Origin of the sequence: Paenibacillus sp. FSL R5-0341 (genome assembly GCF_037975235.1) — a bacterium.
GTDB classification, from domain to species: Bacteria; Bacillota; Bacilli; order Paenibacillales; family Paenibacillaceae; genus Paenibacillus; species Paenibacillus amylolyticus_A.
Genome location: NZ_CP150241.1, coordinates 441,611 through 462,142, shown reverse-complemented (window position 1 = coordinate 462,142; position 20,532 = coordinate 441,611). Strand labels below are relative to the sequence as shown.

At 48.7% G+C, this 20,532-nt stretch carries 20 protein-coding genes; 3 read left to right on the top strand and 17 right to left on the bottom strand.

Translation table 11 applies throughout. The features are described from left to right. Positions 1–29: 29 nt before the first annotated feature. Positions 30–938, top strand: a complete 909-nt coding sequence (locus tag MKX75_RS02245) for an ABC transporter ATP-binding protein (protein ID WP_339168227.1) — start codon at positions 30–32, stop codon at positions 936–938. Between the two features lie 82 nt (positions 939–1,020). Further along, complete coding sequence (locus MKX75_RS02240; protein ID WP_339168226.1) at positions 1,021–1,851, top strand: TatD family hydrolase; 831 nt, start codon at positions 1,021–1,023, stop codon at positions 1,849–1,851. Positions 1,852–2,159: 308 nt separating this feature from the next. On the opposite strand, the gene nfsA is transcribed toward MKX75_RS02240, so the two are convergent. The 17 genes from nfsA to MKX75_RS02155 form a co-directional block, all read right to left on the bottom strand. Further along, on the bottom strand, positions 2,160–2,903 hold the full coding sequence (gene nfsA / locus MKX75_RS02235) for an oxygen-insensitive NADPH nitroreductase (RefSeq protein WP_339168224.1): 744 nt from the start codon (positions 2,901–2,903) through the stop codon (positions 2,160–2,162). Then, positions 2,896–3,495 (bottom strand): TetR family transcriptional regulator, encoded by a 600-nt coding sequence (locus MKX75_RS02230; RefSeq protein ID WP_062837201.1) that lies wholly within the window; start codon positions 3,493–3,495, stop codon positions 2,896–2,898. The genes nfsA and MKX75_RS02230 overlap by 8 nt, the downstream gene beginning before the upstream one ends. A 151-nt stretch (positions 3,496–3,646) precedes the next feature. Beyond that, complete coding sequence (locus MKX75_RS02225; protein WP_339168223.1) at positions 3,647–4,810, bottom strand: ABC transporter permease; 1,164 nt, start codon at positions 4,808–4,810, stop codon at positions 3,647–3,649. 352 nt (positions 4,811–5,162) lie between these two features. Beyond that, complete coding sequence (locus MKX75_RS02220) at positions 5,163–7,640, bottom strand: heavy metal translocating P-type ATPase (protein WP_339170299.1); 2,478 nt, start codon at positions 7,638–7,640, stop codon at positions 5,163–5,165. 224 nt (positions 7,641–7,864) lie between these two features. Continuing rightward, positions 7,865–8,065 carry a copper ion binding protein gene (locus tag MKX75_RS02215; RefSeq protein WP_062837199.1) on the bottom strand — a complete coding sequence of 67 codons (201 nt, stop codon included), beginning with the start codon at positions 8,063–8,065 and terminating at the stop codon, positions 7,865–7,867. 60 nt (positions 8,066–8,125) lie between these two features. Continuing rightward, the gene (locus MKX75_RS02210; RefSeq protein ID WP_235599553.1) at positions 8,126–8,524 is read right to left on the bottom strand and encodes a metal-sensitive transcriptional regulator; all 399 of its coding nucleotides are present in this window, start codon (positions 8,522–8,524) and stop codon (positions 8,126–8,128) included. A 95-nt stretch (positions 8,525–8,619) separates the two neighbouring features. Continuing rightward, on the bottom strand, positions 8,620–9,891 hold the full coding sequence (locus MKX75_RS02205) for a hypothetical protein (protein WP_339168221.1): 1,272 nt from the start codon (positions 9,889–9,891) through the stop codon (positions 8,620–8,622). A gap of 51 nt (positions 9,892–9,942) precedes the next feature. Further along, entirely contained in the window at positions 9,943–10,431 is a 489-nt protein-coding gene (locus tag MKX75_RS02200; protein WP_339168220.1) for a GNAT family N-acetyltransferase, read from the bottom strand. A gap of 121 nt (positions 10,432–10,552) precedes the next feature. Continuing rightward, the gene (locus MKX75_RS02195; RefSeq protein WP_017691007.1) at positions 10,553–10,738 is read right to left on the bottom strand and encodes a hypothetical protein; all 186 of its coding nucleotides are present in this window, start codon (positions 10,736–10,738) and stop codon (positions 10,553–10,555) included. Between the two features lie 259 nt (positions 10,739–10,997). Continuing rightward, positions 10,998–11,861 (bottom strand): IS3 family transposase, encoded by an 864-nt coding sequence (locus MKX75_RS02190; protein WP_339168218.1) that lies wholly within the window; start codon positions 11,859–11,861, stop codon positions 10,998–11,000. Positions 11,862–11,872: 11 nt separating this feature from the next. After that, a complete protein-coding gene (locus MKX75_RS02185) occupies positions 11,873–12,190 on the bottom strand; it encodes a transposase (RefSeq protein WP_339168216.1) in 318 nt (105 codons plus the stop codon). Positions 12,191–12,449: 259 nt separating this feature from the next. Continuing rightward, on the bottom strand, positions 12,450–13,208 hold the full coding sequence (locus MKX75_RS02180) for a nucleoside phosphorylase (RefSeq protein WP_339168215.1): 759 nt from the start codon (positions 13,206–13,208) through the stop codon (positions 12,450–12,452). A 1-nt stretch (position 13,209) separates the two neighbouring features. After that, on the bottom strand, positions 13,210–13,881 hold the full coding sequence (locus MKX75_RS02175; RefSeq protein WP_062837195.1) for a sulfite oxidase-like oxidoreductase: 672 nt from the start codon (positions 13,879–13,881) through the stop codon (positions 13,210–13,212). Positions 13,882–13,928: 47 nt separating this feature from the next. Next, a complete protein-coding gene (locus tag MKX75_RS02170) occupies positions 13,929–14,852 on the bottom strand; it encodes an ABC transporter permease (RefSeq protein WP_076332630.1) in 924 nt (307 codons plus the stop codon). Then, entirely contained in the window at positions 14,836–15,903 is a 1,068-nt protein-coding gene (locus MKX75_RS02165; protein WP_062837193.1) for an ABC transporter permease, read from the bottom strand. Before MKX75_RS02165 ends, MKX75_RS02170 begins: the two co-directional genes overlap by 17 nt. After that, a complete protein-coding gene (locus MKX75_RS02160; protein WP_339168213.1) occupies positions 15,900–17,399 on the bottom strand; it encodes an ABC transporter ATP-binding protein in 1,500 nt (499 codons plus the stop codon). Before MKX75_RS02160 ends, MKX75_RS02165 begins: the two co-directional genes overlap by 4 nt. Positions 17,400–17,732: 333 nt before the next feature. Continuing rightward, positions 17,733–18,764 carry a BMP family protein gene (locus MKX75_RS02155; RefSeq protein WP_062837191.1) on the bottom strand — a complete coding sequence of 344 codons (1,032 nt, stop codon included), beginning with the start codon at positions 18,762–18,764 and terminating at the stop codon, positions 17,733–17,735. A gap of 277 nt (positions 18,765–19,041) precedes the next feature. On the opposite strand from MKX75_RS02155, the gene MKX75_RS02150 reads away from it, so the two are divergent. Then, the gene (locus tag MKX75_RS02150) at positions 19,042–20,463 is read left to right on the top strand and encodes a hypothetical protein (RefSeq protein ID WP_083679606.1); all 1,422 of its coding nucleotides are present in this window, start codon (positions 19,042–19,044) and stop codon (positions 20,461–20,463) included. Positions 20,464–20,532: the final 69 nt, after the last annotated feature.

The following is a 20,532-nucleotide window of genomic DNA, read 5'->3' as shown; positions in this document are numbered from 1 at the left end:
TAATCTGTATATTAGGAAGTGATGATCATATGAATCGGCAACAGGACGGACAAGTCCTGCCTAGAGGAGGAGCAAGCGTAATGGAGCCCAAGCATGGTGAAAAGTTTCACTCGGCTACCCCTGATCAACCTGCCAATGCTACTCCTGCTCTTGTTCCACCTGCACTGGACGTTGTTAATGTTCATGCCTCATTCCGCGAACGACGGAGCAGATTATCGGTTCTGAACGGCCTGTCCCTGACTGTGGAGCAAGGCGAGTTTGTCGCTATTGTTGGGCCTTCTGGCTGCGGCAAAAGCACCCTGTTCCATATCATCGGCGGTCTGCTGAAGCCCCAGGAAGGGCAAGTGCTGATGAATGATCTCAATGTGACCGGCCAACGTGGCAAGATCAGTTACATGCCACAACAGCCTGCTCTTTTCCCTTGGCGTACCATTGAAGATAACGTACTACTTGCTGGTGAAGTAGCTTCCAGCGCTCCCCCTCGGGCCGAAGCACTTGCAGAGGCTCGAAAGTGGTTAAGCAGCGTGGGTCTTGCTGGGTTTGAGCAGGCCTATCCTCATATGCTGTCGGGCGGAATGCAGCAGCGTGCTGCCTTTTTGCGTGCCCTGCTCAGTCCGCAGGAACTGATGCTGCTGGACGAACCTTTCAGCGCGCTGGATGCCCTGACACGTAGCGACATGCAGCGCTGGCTGCTCGATATCTGGGAACAGAACCGCCGCTCGGTGCTGTTCATCACCCACAACATCGAAGAAGCATTGCTGCTTGCCGATCGGGTCTATGTGTTATCCAACCGACCTGCAACGGTGCTGCACGAAGTACATGTTCCTTTTGATCGCCCAAGACGAGAAGAAATTACGGAGGAGTCCGCATTCCTTGAGCGTAAACGGCAGATTGCACAGTGGATGAGAGAAGAACAGCAGAAAGCCCGCCTATCATAATAGCGCGGGTTTTTTAAGTTATTATTTTCCTTTAATGGGTGATCCGCCATAAGAAATTCTGCGTAACATAGTTAAAATATAAATGAACACAAGGAGGAATTCCCTCGTGCATGCTCAAGCTTTCGCGCCCTTAATTGATGCTCATATTCACTTCGATCAGTATACGCCTGATGAACAGCGTGAGATGCTGCTATCTTTCCCGTCTCAGCAAGTCGAAGCAGTCATCGCCGTGTCCATGAATCTTGCTTCTGCCCAGGCCAATCTGGAGCTTGCAAAACAACATCCAGGCACCATCTATCCGGCCTTCGGTTTCCATCCGGAACAGGAACTGCCCTCCGTTCCAGAAATGGACCTGTTCTTCCAATGGATTGAGAAGCATATGGGACAAGCCATAGCCATAGGAGAAGTTGGGCTTCCCTATTACAACCGTATGGAAGCCGAGCAGGCAGGACAGCACTTCGATCAGAGCGGGTATATCGAACTGCTCGAACGTTTCATCCAACTCGCCAAAAAGCACAACAAACCACTTGTCCTTCATGCGGTATACGATGATGCGGATATCGTCTGTGATCTGCTGGAGAAATATCAATTCCGACGCGCTCATTTCCACTGGTTCAAAGGATCTCGCCAAACCATAAGGCGTATGGCGGACAATGGCTATTTCATCTCCTTCACGCCGGATATTCGGTATGAAGAAGAGATCCGTGAACTCGCCCGGCAGTATCCATCGGAACAAGTGATGGCCGAGACCGACGGACCTTGGCCCTTCGAAGGACCATTTCAGGGACGAATGACACACCCGGCCATGACCAGACAGGTCATTCAAGCATGGAGTGAGATCACCGGCATGGGAACCGAACGGGCCGCCCGTCTCTTTTATCAGAATACGAAGCGTTTCTATGGCTTAACTTAAGTACAATCTGGTAGCGCAAGCACAGCACAAAGAAGCCAGTCGGCTTCGCCACCGACTGACTTCTAATTTACTATATATATATATATATATCAGTTGAACTAAATTTTTACACAGGAACGTAGAGGATAGAAATAACCTGAGGAAGCAGAGCGGTCGCCTAAAAGCTTTCTGAAAGAAAGCTACTTCGGAAGCATACGCTATCACTAGATTTTCACCTTCACAAAATTGGATCAAAAAATCCGGGGATAACAGCGATCGGAAGGTTGTTCTGTCATCGGAGTGGCAAGTGTAACTACCTTCAGTTCAACTTAACGCTTCAAGAATCCTTTGCCTTCCAGGAACGGTCTCACTTGCAACCGTGTTGGCTCAGTCAGGCGCTTCGCCATCAGTTCGGACCATGGGGTCGTTCGTTCACCATTGGTCCGTTCTTTCATGTACGCCGTCGTTGTCTCGTCGTACTGCTCAACACCTTTGATGCTCTGCTCGGCATTATAGCGATTATGATGCAGCACTGCATTAAGTGGCAGACGTGGCCGAATTCCCGTTTCCTGATCTGCAATACCAATACACATGCCATACACCGGATATACGCCCTCCGGCAATCCCAACAGCTCGGCTACTTCCTCAATCCGGGTACGAAGCCCGCCAATATATACAATTCCAAAGCCAAGTGACTCAGCTGCAAGAGCAGCATTCTGGGAAGCCAGTGCAGCATCAATTGTGGCTACCATGAAATTCTCTGTGGAATCAGCATACGATTCCTTCTCAGGAAGATGACGTTTCGCAGCATCACTCAGCCGATACAGATCAGCACACCATACAAGAAACACAGGGCATTCATTGACGTAGGCCTGATTGCCTGCCAATTCAGCCAGCTTGGCTTTCTGCTCCAAGTCCGTCACAGCAATCACAGTATAGGCTTGCACACTACTTGAAGAGGAAGCCATCTGCCCAGCCGCTACGATGGCTGCAAGCTGCTCATCACTCACCGGGTCTGGCTTAAATTTGCGTACAGAGCGGTGTTTCATCATCAACTCAATCGTTTCATTCATGGCTGTTCACTCCCAATCCTCGAAGTACGAACTCAATCGTCTGCTCAGCGAGCTCGTCTGTATTCATATCTTGATAATCAAAGCCAAATCGTGAATTCTTGGCCCGTTTGTGCGCCAAAGCCACACCCATAACCTGAAGCATGGCATATGACACGGACTCGACCTGGAACAATCCCTGGTCTTTTCCTTCTTGCAGGAGTTCCCTCACACGGGTCCAGACAGGGTCCAGAAAACGAAATACGGTAGCTGTGCGATGTGTACGCAGTGTAATTTCAAGCTGCACAATATCGCTCATCTCCCGATCCGTCATCGTGAACTTCACAACTTCACCAATAATGCGTCGGATACCTTCCACAGGCGAGGACATGGACTCTTCCGCCAGCGAGTTCATCATATGTCCAGGGAAAAAATGCTCGAATAACGCCTCGAACACCTTTTCTTTTCCGCCAAAGTGGTATGAGACCAGCGATACATTCGCACCCGCCTCATCACAGATTTGACGAACGCTCGTCCCGTCATACCCCTGCTGTGCAAAAAGCTTCTTGGCTGCAAGCAGTATCCTCGTTTTGATATCCAACTCCGGTTCCGTCATTCCGTCCCGCTCCCTCTTGTCCGTTCATTTCATTTGCTCCAGCTCAAGGGCTGTAGTCAGGTAATCTATCTGTCTATTATATTACACCAAGCACCCCGATGAAAATCATCGGGGTGCTTGTCCTATCCTATGAGTCAATAATATGACTGTATTAGTTGTTCGCCGCTTGAGCCGGGCTTGGTGCCCCAGCTGGCATGCGTTGTTTTTTCAACAACGTCACGACCAGTGACAAAGCAACGGCAACCAACAGTACAATCACGATAGAGCCCGCAGCAGACTGAACTCCTGGGCCTCCCAATTGTACGCTCAGAATACCCTGAACGGCGTATGTTGCAGGCAGGTACTGCCCAATACCGCTATAGAAGCTGTTCAGCAATTCACGCGGTACCATTGCACCGGAGGATACCAGTTGCAAGGACAGTGAGATGATGTTGAACAGACTTCCTGCCGGTCCGAAGCAGATCAGGAAGAACTGGGAGAAGAACATGAACGTGCACAGGAAGAGCGCCTGGAACAACCAAAATGCGACGAATCCTTGTTCAATTTGTCCACCCAATGCCACGATCAATGATGATCCTAGCAAGGAAACGACCAATGCGGAACCCACGTTAATGACTACTCTTGCGCCAAACAAAGTCAAGCGGGAATAGGTAGAGGACAACATGCCCATCGCTGTCTGGAGATTCATCCCCATGATCATGGCTCCTACATACGAAGCCAGTACCATCATCATTGGCACCATCTGATTATTCATCCCGTTAACCGGGTTGATGGACGTTGTCGTTCCTTCCACTCGGGTAGTCAGGTTCGTAGCAGCTTCAGCTGCCTGATCCGCAGGTGCGCCTGAAGCGGTCAACACCGTCTGTACCCCTTGTGCTGTAGCTTGTTTGTTAATCGTGTTTGTCACACTTTGTGATACACCTTGCATCATGCTTTTAATCGTAACCGGGTTCGCTTCATTAATGGTGTATTTAATCTCAGCGGTTGAGCCAGCCGTCTGAAGCAATTCGTTGAATCCAGCCGGGATATCCATCACCATGTGTACTTTGTGATGATTCAGCTGATCCAACGCTTCAGCCGCACTCAGATTGGATACGGTGTGGAAAGGCAGTGTTCCTGCGAGCGAATCTGCGATTCCTTTGGACATTTCACCATCCTCATTCACAATCGCAACCGTCAATTCTTTCGTACGGTCATTTACTCCCGAATATGCGGTCATCCAGATCACGCTAAAGATCACTTGGAACATAAGTGCTGTTACGATCCCCACGATCACTGGCGGTTTTTTAAACAATGTACGTAATGCCTGCAACATAAAAGGTGTCCTCCATTACTCAATTAGTTCTAATTTGATTTAAACAATTGTTTGAATCAAACGATCGTTTAAATTTTATGTGAATATGACCATATTGTCAACTGATTTTTGAAAAATTCAGAAAACGTAAGCTTTATTCATGAATACAATTTATCCATTTTCACAAATGGGCATTATGATATTCTTTTCCCAAAGAAAAGAACACTTATACCAACGTTTCAGACCTACTTTTCTGGCGATTCAGACCGTATTTTCTCAACAGAAAAACACGGTCCGCCGCAGCGAACCGCGCATTGATTTCTCCTCACTTCATTACAATGAGACGTTGAATATATCTCCAAACAAAGGTCAGTTATTCACTTCTCTTCAGCTTCATGCGTTGCAGACGCAGCGCATTCAGGACAACCGACACGGAGCTGAACGCCATCGCAGCCCCTGCCAGCCATGGAGCCAAGAAGCCAACTGCCGCAATGGGAATACCAATAACGTTGTATCCGAGTGCCCAGAACAGGTTTTGTTTGATGTTACCCATCGTGCGCCGGCTCATCTCAATGGCATCTGCAATGCTGTTCAGATCACCACGCATCAACGTAATATCTGCCGCTTCCATCGCTACATCCGTTCCTGTTCCGATGGCCATCCCAATATCCGCTGTGGCGAGTGCCGGAGCATCATTAATCCCGTCACCTACCATAGCGACTTTCAGGCCACTCTCCTGAAGTTTCTTCACTTCCGCAGCCTTGCCTTCCGGCAGAACCTCAGCCAGAACTTTACCGATCCCTGCCTGTTCTGCTACAGCGCGAGCAGTTCGCTCATTGTCTCCCGTAATCATGATAACATCGATCCCCATCGCCTGAAGACGACCGATGGCTTCACGAGAGGTATCCTTGATGGTGTCAGCCACAGCGACGATCCCTGCCCACTGACCGTCTACTGCAACCAGCATCGCTGTACGTCCCTGCTCCTCCAGATGGTTCATGTGCTGAACGGTTTCCTCGGAGACATTCACCTGTGCATCCGCAAGTAACCGCCGCGTACCGACCAGAATTTCCTGCCCTTTTAATGAAGCTCGCACACCATATCCCGGTATGTTCTCGAACTTCTCTGTTGGGGTCAGATCCAGACCCTTGGCACGGATACCTGCAACAATCGCCTCTGCCAGCGGATGCTCCGAACTCTGTTCAGCCGCTCCTACACGCTCAAGCAGATCCGATTCCGTCCAATTTGGAGCCATAACGACATCGGTAAGGACCGGTTTACCCTGGGTCACTGTACCTGTTTTGTCGAGCACCACGGTCTGAATCTGTTGTGCCGACTCCAGATGTTCACCGCCTTTGAACAGAATGCCATATTCAGCTGCACGTCCTGATCCAGCCATGACGGAGGTTGGCGTTGCCAGTCCCAATGCACATGGACAGGCAATAACGAGCACGGCAATCGCTTTTTCAAGGGAACCAGCGAAGTCACCCGGACTTGCAAACAGATACCAGATCAGGAATGTCAGCGCCGCAATACCCACGACAATCGGAACAAATATACCTGATATGACATCGGCAATCCGCTGGATCGGTGCTTTGGAGCCCTGAGCTTGTTCCACCACTTTGATAATCTGGGACAAAGCCGTGTCCGATCCCACTCGGGTCGCACGCAGTCGTAATACCCCGTTTTTATTCAGCGTAGCACCTGTGACAGCATCTCCCGTTTTTTTATCCACGGGAAGGCTCTCTCCGCTTAGCATGGATTCGTCCACAGAGGATTGGCCCTCTTCAACGATACCATCTACCGGGATGCTGTCCCCCGGCTTCACTAGAACTAAGTCGCCTACCGCAACATATGCGGCAGGAACCATAACTTCCTGTCCATCACGAATGACACGGGCTTCACGTGGAGCCAGTTCAATCAGGCTTTTGATCGCCTGTGAAGAGCGACCTTTCGCCACAGCTTCGAACCATTTTCCAAGTAAAATTAACGTTATTAGAATTGCACTTGTCTCATAATAGAGTTCTACCGAAGGCATGGCGGCTGTGCTCGTTCCCATTGCCCCATGATCCATGGTTGTAGAAGGTAAGTACCCACTGGACAGCGTCAAATACAAACTGTAGAAGAACGCTGCGCTGGTACCCAATGCGACGAGAACGTCCATATTGGCGCTGCGGTTACGTAATGCTTTGTACGCCCCCACATAGAACTGCCACCCAATGACGAACTGTACCGGCGTTGCCAGCAGCAGCTGAAACCAAGGGTTCATGAACAGCTTAGGAACATAGATTCCGGATGTGAACGAGAAATGCCCGACCATTGCCCACAGCAAAGGAATCGATAACAACGCAGATATCATCCATTTCCACTTTTTGCGTTGCAGCTCACGTTCACGAACCGATTTGGTCTCTTCTTGCGTCAATTGCAGTTCAGCACCGTAGCCCATCTGCTTGATCTTGGCGGTAATATCCGAAGGTTTGAGTGCGCCAGTCGCATATTCGATATGCCCTGTTTCCAGCGCCAGATTCACATTCGCCTGAGATACCCCCGGTAGTCGGGAAAGACCTTTTTCGATCCGGGCAGAACAAGCAGCACACGTCATACCCGTGATGTTCAGATCAACGGATTCGGACACCGTACCGTAGCCCAATGCTTCCACCTTATCTCGCAACGCATTCACGTTGATTGTCTTCGGATCATAAGAAACGGTTGCCTGTTCAATGGCCAAATTCACATTGGCCTGCTGCACCCCTTCCATACGGGACAAGCCCTTCTCCACTCGGGTCGAACACGCAGCACAGGTCATCCCCGTGATGTGCAGTGTTGTCTTTAGTCCTGGCGCGTCTGCCATAGGTGACATTGGTGTGGGTTGAGATGATCTGTCCGTTGGTTTACTTGTTGAGTTATCCATCATGTCAGCTCCTTTCATATCGATTCAATTTATTGTATGTTGCATTAACATACCCCTAAGGGGTATATATCAGACAGAAAATTAGGCTTAAACCTGGCTCGTGGGAAAAGGCCATTGACCTCTTTTTCGCCCATGAGCATGTTCGGTTTAAGCCTGTGATGCGGTTAGACTACATCGTACCCCTGATCTTCAATCGCAGCCTTGATCTGATCTACATTTACTTTCTGCTCGTCATATTCCACAGCTACGGTTCCCGCCGCCAGATCAACCTGACCATTCGCCCCAGCATTCTTCACAGCCTCTTCAACCGACTTCACACAGTGATTGCAAGACATTCCTGTAACGCTTAACGTAACATTAGACATTGTAAATTCCTCCTTGGGGTATATTAAAATGATAGATTTGAATTGGTAAATAAATTCAGCTTACTTCATTAACTTCCGCATCGTAACCAGCAGTTCATCCACAACCTCATGTTCACCAGCCTGAATGCGCTCAACGATACAGCTCTTCATATGGCCTTCAAGCAAAAGCTTACCTACCGAATTGAGAGCAGACTGAGCCGCCGCAATCTGCGTCAGCACATCATCACAGTACGTATCCTTCTCGATCAATCCCTTGATCCCGCGAATCTGACCTTCCACACGGTTCAAGCGAGAAACCAGGTTACTCTTCATCTCCTGCGAATGGTGACTCTTACGCACATGCTTCCCGTCACTGCCCTCGGCATGACAGGATACCGCTTCTTGATCTGTACCTAAAGCTTCAGTTGAATCTGACACGGAGGATTGCAAAGGTTCCTCGGGATGGCTCTGATGATCCATCATGAACACCCCTTTTCTTTCGTTCTTTTCTAAGAGTAACATACCCCATGGGGGTATTCAAGAGCATTCTGATATTTTGTTGAATATGGATTGGCTTATTCCTGATTAAATAAAACATGAGCCAGCTCAGCTGCTTCGAATGACATCTCTTTCTGAATAGTTATGATCCGGGCACGGGTACTTATTTTCCGATCAAGTTCCTCATTACTATCTGAAGCAGTACATGACTGATCCACCCATTTCAACCACTCAGGAACTTCCCACACACTTCTAGCTGCAACTGCGACACAGTATCCATATCTTGCAAGTCTTTCATCGCCTATCCACCCTGCTGTCCGAAGTCCATACATGTAACGATCGAACATTTCCTCTTTAGCTCTCAATATGTCCTCTTCTGCAATATGACCCAAACTTGCGTTAACCCCAAATAGCTTTCCTAACTCTTCACCAACGCCAGAATTACTCATGAATTGCCAATCAATGAGAGTAAGTACGCTATCGTCCAGACGTTCTGATGGCATAAATATATTGCCTTGCGCCAGATCCTGATGAGATAGAACTCGTGGTAATGGGTCTAGTGAATTTATAACCTTGTCCATCTGCCCACTATATTGGTTGAACCACTGCCAGATCGAGTGGGCCTGCTCCTGTTTGCTTCCCCCACTGGCATACCTCACAGAATCTCCTACTCCGATATGCCTTCCTCTAGCTCCAGTATCATCATCACCACGTCCACTTTCCAATTTAGGCTCTTGAATTGAAGGGGCATACTGACGACACCCCCTAACCCAGGATTTGAGCCAATACGGACAGATCCATTCTTGTTGGGGTAGTGAAGTTTCCGTGAGATAAGCTCCGTGAAATTCACCAAGGCGTTCCGCAATCCAACCCCAATCGTCCAGAGGCCAGACATGTTCACACTTCGAGTGACCAGACACATCTTCCATCCACAACCCAATGGTTTGATCCGGTCTATCCTGTATAGCGAAACAATGTGAAGCTATGATACGCCCTGGTAAATGATCGAGTAGCCCTGATGAGAAGATCTCTGCTTCTCTTTTCCAATAGTTATGGTATGTAACATCTTCCTTCTCTGCTGAGTCCGGTTTAATACATTTCAAAATAAGTGACCATGACAGCGATCCTCCAACTACGGTAGCCGTTCCACGAATTCGATAAATACCTGATGTGGTGAAATTAAGTAGCCCTGGATTGATGCGTTCAACTTCCCAATATTGTATTACTGCGTCAGGCTCCTCCAACAGTTTTTGCACACTGCGAACAAGATATTCCACATCCTCAGTAGATTGCAGAATGCTATTCTGGCCCAGTTGCTCTTTTTCATTAATGCTTCTCATCCCCTTCATGCGCCTCCCTCCCCTCCATGCCAATGTTCCTATCACTCTACTGGTCCCGCCTTACAAGGTATACTCCATCCTGCTGCTGCGGACGACCAGACCCATCTGTTCATAGAAGGCCTGTGCGCCAGAGTTAAACGTCGACACGGATAATTCCACGCTGTCTGCCTGAAGCTCTCTCCCTAGCTCGATGAATGCTTGTAGTAACTGTTTGCCTGTCCCTTGGCCCCGATGCTTGGTATCCACTACAAGTTCATGGATGTATAACATCTTCTGGTCCACCATCAATGGGTTATCTTGAATTACACTTAACTGCGCACTCCCGTAACCCAGAATCAAGCCCGTTTCCGAAGACTCGGCAACATATAGGTAACGCTTGTCCGTTTCCAGCAGTTCAGAGAACTCCTTTTTCTCCATTCTGGTCTCTAACGCTCTGTATAGATCCGGCCGCGCCTCGACATGCATCTGGTGCAGCTCATCCATCAGCAATGACACGCCAGAGTAGTCCCTCATTTCTGCCTTTCTGATGTTAATCGTCCCAGTACTCATCCTCATCACTCTTCCATCCAATGAATTTTACATTATTATACAACCAAAAAGCAGATACCATAAGGGTACCTGCTTCGCTAAATTTATCTTCATTCCATCAAGCCCATGTGATGCTCATTGTTTATTTTTTCGAAGAAGCATTTCCTTCATTAAAAGCAACAGGTGATGGCTTCGCTGCCCATTCATCCGCTTGCGGCTCAATGTCCACTCCGCTTAAAATTTTCTTTTTCTCCATCAAGGAATCCCCGTCTTCATCCAGCTTGTTGCGAATTTCCGCCTCGTCCTGAGGTTGATTGTTCTGTGTCATCGTAGAGTCCTCCCTTTTTTTCGTATTCATGTTGATGTTCCTTTATATAACGTGCCCATTTTCTGCATTATCATTCTCCACGAGAGACAGGCGTCAGAGCTAACGAATCGTACACACCTTATAAGGGCAAATATAGGCGAAATGAAAATGTAACGAATCTCAGACACGTTATATCACAGTAATTCATCGAATTGGTTGGAAAAAAGGGGCCTATCCAGGCTTTAGCGTGCCTAATGGACCTATGTCAAAAAAGTAGACACTACGCTGCCGATTTGTCCGTAAATTTCATCGCAAAACGAGCAGGGGAAAGATACCCTAGCGCGCCATGCATTCGCTTGCGGTTGTAATAGAACTCAATGTACTGGTAGATGGCAGTATAAGCCTCTTCCGGCGTCTTAAAACGAGGGTTGCAGTAAATGAGTTCCTTCTTTAAAATACTGTGCCATGACTCAATACAGGCGTTATCATAACAGTTTCCTCGGCGGCTCATGCTTGATTCCATTCCGTATGATTTTAGTTGTTCCACGTATTCTTTTGACGTGTATTGAGAGCCGCGATCCGAGTGATGGAGTAATCCCGGAGCGGGGCGTTTGGCCTTGTAAGCTTCCTCCAGTGCACCCATCACCAAACTGGTTTCCATATGGTTATATAGACGCCAGCCTACAATTTCACGTGTGCACAAATCCAGAACGCTGGCGAGATATAGACGACCTCCTCGGCAAGGAATGTAGGTGATGTCGGTAACCCATACCGTATTCGGTTTGGACGTTTTAAATTGCTGATTCAGCGTATTTGGCGCAAGGGGATGGTTGTGTTTGGAATCCGTCGTCTGAACGCGATATTTGGGCATGACTACAGAACGTAGATTCATTTGACGCATGTATATACTGACGGTACGGGAAGAGATTCGCAACCCTTCTAAATGGAGCAGATACGTAATTTTAGGGCTTCCACACCGCATCTGGTGGTCGTAAAAATGATACCGAATACGCTTCATGACCTCGTCTTTTCGGTTCTGCCGCATGCTGGTTCGGTCCATTCGCCATTTGTAATATCCGCTCCGTGAGACTTGAAAGGTACTGCACATCTTCTCCAAAGAAAACTCGGAGCGATGGTCTTCCACAAACTGAAATCTTAGCTCTTTGGTTTGCTGAAGATGTGCACTGCTTTTTTTACAATCGCCAGTTCTTCTTGTGTATCCGCAAGCGTGTGCTCTTTCTCTTGAAGCAACCGACGTATCTCTTGAAGCTCTGCTTCCAGTTCCTTCACTCGATCTACGCTGGCAACAGGCTCATGTTTTAGTTCGCGGTACTTACTCATCCATTGGTGCAACGTACTTTTTGGGATGTTGAGTTCTTCTGCCAAATCTCCAAGTGTCTTCGTCTGCTCTTGAATGAATTTGACCGTTTGTTTCTTGAATTCTTCGTTATATCGTTGCCGCTGTTCTCCCATGTGGACACCTCCGTTAGTCTTATTATCCTTCCGTCCGTTAACGGGTGTCCACTTTTTATTCTAGCTCCATAAGATTCGTTAGAATTTCGCACTTGCGATTTCCGCCCGAATAAGATGTGCTGAGTTCGTTAAGTGGATGCACTCTCGTTAAAGCACAAAAAAGGCATCCCACTGGTCATGTTCATGACCTTACAGGATGCCCTCTTCTTATGTCCACATCTAAGCTGGACGTTTAACCGATTAAATTACTAGCTTCGTATTACGCTTGATCCTGACGAGCAAGCACCGCTAGCGCACGTAGCGCTGCATTAATCTCGTGCTCCACCGCTTGTCCAACCGCATCCGTATGCGGATCATACTCGGCAGCCAGATCGCTGTCTGCGAATCCATCGATCGCGACAATCGCTCCGGCGCGAGCACCGCGCAAGGTGCTGACGATGTAGAGGGCCGCAATTTCCATCTCGGCCCCAAGCGCTCCAGCCTGCTTGTACTTGCGGTGTGGAATCTCTTCCACGCCTGCAAAGAACGCATCCAGCGTTACGGTGATACCAACGCCCACTTTGCCTGCAAATGTTGCAGCATCTGCGCTCTCCTGCTCACGAGCAGCTTCGATCAACGCTTGTGTCACCCCAATGTCCGCTACCGCAGGGAAACTATCTGGCACCAGTTGGCGAGTCAATCCGTCTGATCGAACAGCGGCTGTACTCACAATCACACTACCTGCCGGATAATCGGCTGTATACGATCCCGCTGTACCAACACGAATCAGAGTCGTTACACCCGCGCGAATCAATTCCTCGAAGCAGACAGCTGCTCCCGGTGAACCTACACCATGGCTGACTACAGCCATCTGTACCCCTTCATACAAACCAACAAACGTGCGATACTCCCGACTGAACGCCAGTTCTTTCGCCTGCTCCAGCTTGCGGGAAATCTTCTCCGCTCGTGCCGGATCGCCACAGACGATGGCGTATGCCGGCATGTCTTCCGAATGAATCTGCAAAATAGGCATCAACATCTCAATCAAACTCCTTCTTCGTCCACTCGTCTTCCGGAATTGGCAGGTCTTCACCCGAGAATCGTTGTTCCTTGAACGGATCGGCAAAATGGTGGAAACCATTCACTTCCCAGAATCCGTTCCGGTCTTCTGTCATAAACTCCAGTCCACGTATCCACTTCGCACTCTTCCAGAAGTAGAGTTGTGGCACGACCATACGCAGCGGAAAACCATGCTTGGGCGTTAGTGGCTCGCCGTTATATTTGAATGCAAGCAATACATCATCATGCATCAACTCTTCGAGCGGTACATTCGTCTCATAATCATGATCCGCATGGATCATGACGTATTTTGCTTCCGGTTTAACCCCCAGAAGCTTCACAAAATCGGAAAAGCGAATCCCTTCCCACGGCGTATCGAATTTCGACCAGCGTGTGACACAGTGAATATCACTCACCGTATTCACCTGAGGCATCGCTTGCAACTCAGCTAGGGAGAAGACCTTTTCCTCTTCGACTTCGCCGAATACCTTCAGATCCCACGTGGACAGGTCATATTCCGGCACTTCCCCTTCATGCAGAATCGGGAATTTCTCCGTCAGCATCTGTCCCGGCGGCAGCCGATCTCCGTGATCGTTGCCTGTTTTGGATGCCGGGCTTTTACTTTTTTTCAAACGTTCAGCCTTGTTATGCAAGTGGAATCCCTCCTTCTTTTACTGTCTCTAGCATAGGCATTCAGGAATTAACGCGAGCTTCCGCCCGCTTTCAGTGCATCCTGTGCATAGGTACGGTCTTTGAAAAAGAACATCGCGACCAGCGTCACAATATACGGCAGCATCAACGTGAAATGGGTTGGCAGGGAGAATCCTTGCAGACGTATACTCAATGCTTCCATGAAGCCGAACAGCACACTGGAGCCCATGACGCCAAGCGGATTCGCTTGTCCTAACATCGTTGCCACCAGCGCGATAAAGCCACGACCAGCGGTCATACCTTCGGTAAACATCGTTACCTGACCGAGCGACAACTGTGCTCCAGCGAGAGCACACAACACGCCGCACATCAGAACGGCACCATACTGGATGCCACGTACCTTGATCCCGATGCTCTGTGCTGCAATCGGGTTCTCACCGACCGAGCGCAGACGGAAGCCAGATACACTTTTGAAAAGGTAGAATTGCAGTCCAATTACGAGCACAATGCCGAGGTAGACCAGGGGACTATGTCCCGATAATACATCGCCCACCCACGGGATGTCCTTGATCAGCGGAATATCCCACTTGGGAAGTCCCACCATGTCTTTGTCGTAGTATGCACCTTTTACATCAAAAATCGCACGCAGTGCAAAGGTTGTCACCCCCGCAGCCAGGAAGTTAAGCGAGATCCCGACCACGATGGCGTTGGCCTTCAGATTAATGCTTATAAAGGCAAAGAGCGCCGAGAATAACATCACAATTATAATGGAAAAGAGTACAGCCAGCAGCACATTGCCAAACAGATAATTGCCGACAATGGCGGAGAATGCACCGATCAGAACCAGTCCTTCAAGACCCACGTTAAACAGACCGACACGAGAACATAAAGCCCCACCGAGCGCTGCAAGCAGGATTGGAGTCATAATCCGCAAGGTTGAGCCAAACATGGCTGCATCAAACAGTTGTTGCATTGGACTTTTTCTCCTTTCTCCGCTTCAGGAATGAATAACCGATCTGAGCTGATACAAATAACGTCAATACAGCCTGGATGACACTGCCGACTTCCAGAGGCACATCCGTATTCCGTTCCATCCCCATGGCACCTGTCTGTAGCGCAGCCAGCAAAATAGCTGCCACAGCTGTACCGAGTGGATGCGAGCGGGCAAGCAGCGTTGCCATAATGCCGCTCCATGCGTAGCTCGCCGATGACAATGAGCCATCAAGGAAACGGTACTGTGTACCGAGCACTTCCCCCGCACCCGCGAGTCCAGCAAGTCCACCACTGATGACCATGGACAGCATCATCATGCGGATGCGGCGAACACCGCCATAGGTTGCAAAGGACGGGTTGCTGCCGAGCATGCGGATCTCGTAACCAGTCACCGTTTTGTGAGTGAACCAGTAGATCAGAATAGCCGCTACAATGGCAATGATAAAGCCTGCATGCAGTCCCATACCCTGAAACAACTTCGGCAACCAGATACTCTGATCAATCATCGGTGTCTGGGCCATTGCTGCAGATCCAGTCCGATCCTTGAATGGATAGGAGACCATGTATCCGCCAAAGTAAATGGCAATATAATTAAGTAGTAAAGTAGTGATCAACAAGTTCATGCCGAATCGAGCATCTAGCCAACCTGCAAACAGCGACCAGATTCCCCCGGCAACAATACCAGCCACAATCGCAGCAATACACACGAACCAGCCTGGTCCTGGCAGATAGAGCGCCGTGAGCGCGGCACTGAGCCCGCCAAGAATCATCTGGCCTTCGGCTCCCATGTTGAAAAATCCGGCACGGAATGCCAATGCTACGCCAAGCCCCGCCAAGATGATTGGTGTGGAACGAGCCAACGTATTGGTGAAGAAGTAGAAGTTGCCGAAGGCCCCTTTCCACATCTCCGCATACGTATCTACCACATTACCACCAACGATCAGAATCGCTACAGCCCCTGCAAGCAGACCGATGAATACGGCAAGCAGCGGCTGTACGAGTCCGCGAAGTGTTTCTTTTACCCGATTCATATCCGCTCTTTCCCTCCTGCCATTAACAAGCTGATTTGTTCCTCAGTCGCTTCCTCTGCTCGCAGTTCTCCGGCAATCTCACCTTCATACATGACAATAATCCGATCAGATAATTGCAAAATCTCGGACAACTCGGATGAAATGAGTAGAATACCCGCACCCTCACTGCGTTTGCGTAACAATTCAGCATGGATCGTCTCCATGGCTCCAATATCCACACCACGAGTCGGTTCAGCTGCAATCAGAAACGGCGTATCCTGTGCAAATTCACGGGCAGCAATTAGCTTCTGCAAGTTTCCTCCGGATAAAAACTGTGCCTTCGTCTCCGCAGAACCCGTCTTGATGCTAAACTGTTTAATCCAGCCCTCTACCATCGTTCTTGCCGCTTTGGCTTTAATAATGCCACGTGACTGCAGGCGATGATGGTGTCCCATCAGTCCATTCTCACGAACGCTTGCGTCCTTTGCCGCTCCCCACATGTAGCGATCTTCCGGGATATGAGCAAGTCCATGCTCCCGAATGCGTCGCACAGGCCAGTTCGTAGTATCCTGACCTGAAAGCAAGACACGACCATTGTCTGCCTTACGCAGTCCTGCAATGACCTGAATTAGTTCTGACTGGCCGTTACCCGAGATGCCTGCTATGCCAACGACCTCGCCTTTTCGAACCTCCATGTGGATATCCTTGAGCGCCGAACGATCCTTAGCCCCGGACAGATTGACCCCTTCCACCTGAAGCACAGCCTCCGCTGGAACCGACGGCTGCTTGTCCATACGCACAAGTTCACGACCAACCATCAGACGAGATAATTCCTCCACATGTGTATCCTTGGCTTCCAAGGTACCTGTCACCTGACCATCCCGAAGCACCGTAATTCGGTCGGCTACATCCATGACTTCTTGCAGCTTATGTGTAATCAGTACAAAGGTTTTGCCCAGCTTAGCGAGAGATTTCATGTTCGCCAGCAGTTCCTTCACTTCAAGCGGAGTCAGTACCGCCGAAGGTTCATCCAATATAATGATGTCTGCGCCCTGATGCAGCACTTTGAGAATTTCAACACGCTGCTGCATGCCAAGTGGGCACTCGGACACTTTCTTCCACGGTTCAACCGGCATGCCATATTGTCTGCCAAGCTCGTTCACCTGGGCCGCTGCTTTTTTGCGGTCAAATGCACCTGCCTTAGCCGGTTCACGTCCGATCACGATGTTCTCCGCCACCGTAAAGGAAGGGAACAGCATGAAATGCTGGTGCACCATGCCGATGCCACTTGCCATCGCCTGGGACGGCGTGGCAAAGCTCACCTCGCGTCCACGGACTTTGATTGTACCTGACGTGGGCTGTTCCATACCGTACAGCATGCGCATCAGGGTTGTTTTCCCGGCTCCGTTCTCACCTACCAGGGCATGAATCTCTCCCTCACGCAAATTAAAACGGATGTCACGGTTAGCGGTGAAGCCGCCGTACTTCTTCGTAATCTGCTCCATCTCCAACAGCATATCTCGCGTTCGCTCCCCTCAGTTCAACTTAATAAGGTTACACTCGCCACTACGATGACAGAACAACCTTCCGATCGCTGTTATCCCCAGATTTTTTGATTCCCTTTTATAAAGGGGGAAATCCGGTGATAAAGGCGAGGAGTATGCTTCCGAAGCAGCTTTCTTTCAGAAAGCTTTTAGCATTGCTTCTTCAGGTTATTTCTGTCCTCTTCGTTACCGTGTAAACGATAAGTTGAACATATACTGGTCATTTAATAGCAGCAAAACCGGCTGCCTGATCGGGCAGCCGGCTGATCAATTCCATCACTCATTCATTGAAAAGAACATTTAAAACTATTGTTGCAATGGATCTTTGACTACGATTTTGCCGGATACGATATCATCGTTGATTGCTTTAACTTGGTCGATCACTTCTTGTCCAACAAAAGCATTCAGCGGAGATTCGCTATCACGAGTAACGTAAGTCAGGCCTACACCGTCTTCTTTCAAACCGTAGTTAACAGCGCCTGCTTTGAAGTTGCCTTCTACGAAATCTTTCACGGTCTCATAAGCAACCGTATCGGTTGATTTCAATTGAGACAATACGATATGTTCCGGGTCTTCAACTGTGCGGTCCGTATCTTGACCGGAAGTATAGAAGCCTTTTTCTTTCGCTGCTTCGAACACGCCGAGATCACCTACAGCGGATGCGCCAGCGATGAAGTCAGCGCCTTTACCAAATTGTACCAGCGCCAATTCTTTTGCTTTGGCTGGGTCATTAAATCCACCTACATAGTTCACCAAGAATTCTGCATCTGGATTCACGGATTCCAATCCCGCTTTGAAACCTTCCGTATATTTCTTGATCAATGGAACATCCATTGCTGCGATCATGCCGACTTTATCTGTTTTGGTGGACAATCCGGCAGCGGCACCAAGCAGGTACGCCCCTTCATATTCACGGAAACCAACGCTACGTACGTTAGGCAGATCAACGGTGGTATCTACAATCGCAAAGGACTTGTCCGGATTTTCTGCAGCGACTTTCTTCAATGCATCTTCTGCCTGGAAAGTAGCTGTAATAATCAGATCATAATTCTCGGCAACCGCAGCACGCAGATTTTGTTCAAATGCTGCCGGGTCTGTTGATTCAATCGTCTTGGTATCTACTTTGAATTCTTCGCCTGCTTTTTTGAAGCCTTCATCCATCTGTACAAAGAAAGGGTTAACCCCTATTTTTTCGGGAAGTACGAGGGCCATCCGAAGAGATTTCTCCGAATCACTGCCTTGGGCGGATTGTTCGTCTTTTGAAGCCGAAGTTCCACAAGCTGCCAACAAAATAGCCAACATGATGATCGATAAGACGAACGATAAACCTCTTTTCATTTTGAAAATACCCCTTTTCAACATTCTTTTTTCTTATCCTAGCGGATACTGTCGATCCTTGTCAATAAATCTTTGAGCGTATACACTCAATTAGAATATAATTGACGATTTGCTTTCTTCCAAGCTCTGGAAAGCGCTCTATATCAAGCTTTTTTTTCGTTGACATACAGCGCGTCTCCGTGCTAAAGTCAATCCAATTATTCTATTCATATAGGATTTGTCAGAATTATAACCCAAAGCTGATTATTTTCCAACCCATTCTAAGGAGGCTATTCATTTGAAAAAAATCACCCAGATCACACTGGCGGCCCTGCTCGCCGCTCCGGTAACACTCGGCAGCCTGAGCTTGCCCGCTTCTGCTTCTGCAGCATCTGCAACTCCGGCTAAACCAACCACCTCACAAAGTGTCAAAGGACCGGTAGCCCAGGCTCCTGTTGCTTATACGGAAAGCGCAGCGGATTTTGCTCAATTCTTGCAAGCGAAATACAGTATTCAATTGCCGCAACAGATTACCAAAGGTGATTTCATTCAAGCCATTGCATCCATCACGACAGCAGCTCAAGCAAGCGACAGTGCAGCTGAGGCTCCAGCCTTTACGGATCTGGCCTCTGGTGATTCTTCCTATGATGCTGCCGTATCCTTATACAATAATGGGGTTCTTACAGGTACAGAAGTACGTGCCAAGGATCAACTGAGCGCCTATGCAGCTGTTTTCATCGCGGTAAAAGCAGCTGGATTCAAGGAACTCGCCTATACATATCCTGCTGAGAAAACAGCCAAAGCGCTTGCCAAGGTTGGCATTAGCCCAAACCGTGTTCAGGGACAAGCCGCACAGGAACTCGCTGCAGCGATTGATACGGGTCTGATTCCCGAAAGCTTGTACCCTGCTCTTCTTAAGGGTGGCGTAGCAAGTAAAGATTTCGCTAATACCTTGCTTGGACGCGTCCTGATCAGCCAAGGAAAATATAAACACGAGATTGGACGTTCCGGTGATGCAGACATCTATTCCAAATTGTATGCTGCATATCGCACAGCGGATCTGATCGAGTCACCTGAACTGAGAAAAATTGTGGATCAGGCCCTGCGAGATGATCTCGTCACAGGTTACAATCTAAAGGATAGCCGCTTTGATTCCAACTTTATCGATGAGCTGACACTTACTTACGGCCACGATAATATCCAGCACGCTGTACAATTAATTGGTTTGCTGCGTAGCGAAGGTATTGATGCTGATGTACAATTCCAGCCGAAGACATCTGCCTTCATTTATTTGAAGGAATGGGGCGAGCCGAAAGAAACGCCTGACTATAAAGTGACACAGATCGAGAATGGCAACTATATTGCCTCTGCGAAGGAATATGACATTCAATTCGAGTTCAACAATGTGGCAGACAAAGTTCGCTTCAACGACATTGTTCTGAAATATGCCAAGAAGAACAGCGATAGCACATCTCCACTGATTCTCAGCTCCTGGTGGCAGCCGCTGTATTATTCACCAACTGCATTGGCAAACTATCCGGTCATTTCCAATAATAAGATTGCGCTTGGCAATTACTATGCTCAGTCCTTCTCTCTGAAAGAGAATGCCAAAGCCATTCGTGAAGGCTTCCTGAAGCTGGCGCCTGATGCGGATATTACGACGTATGACTTCTGGGTGGATCAGCCTTTCTTCAATTACCTGAACGGTGGTTCCGAATAAAATAAATTCCATCTCCAACCGAATTAAAGCTCGTATTTTGGCATCATAAGTAGCCGTCTTTACCGAATT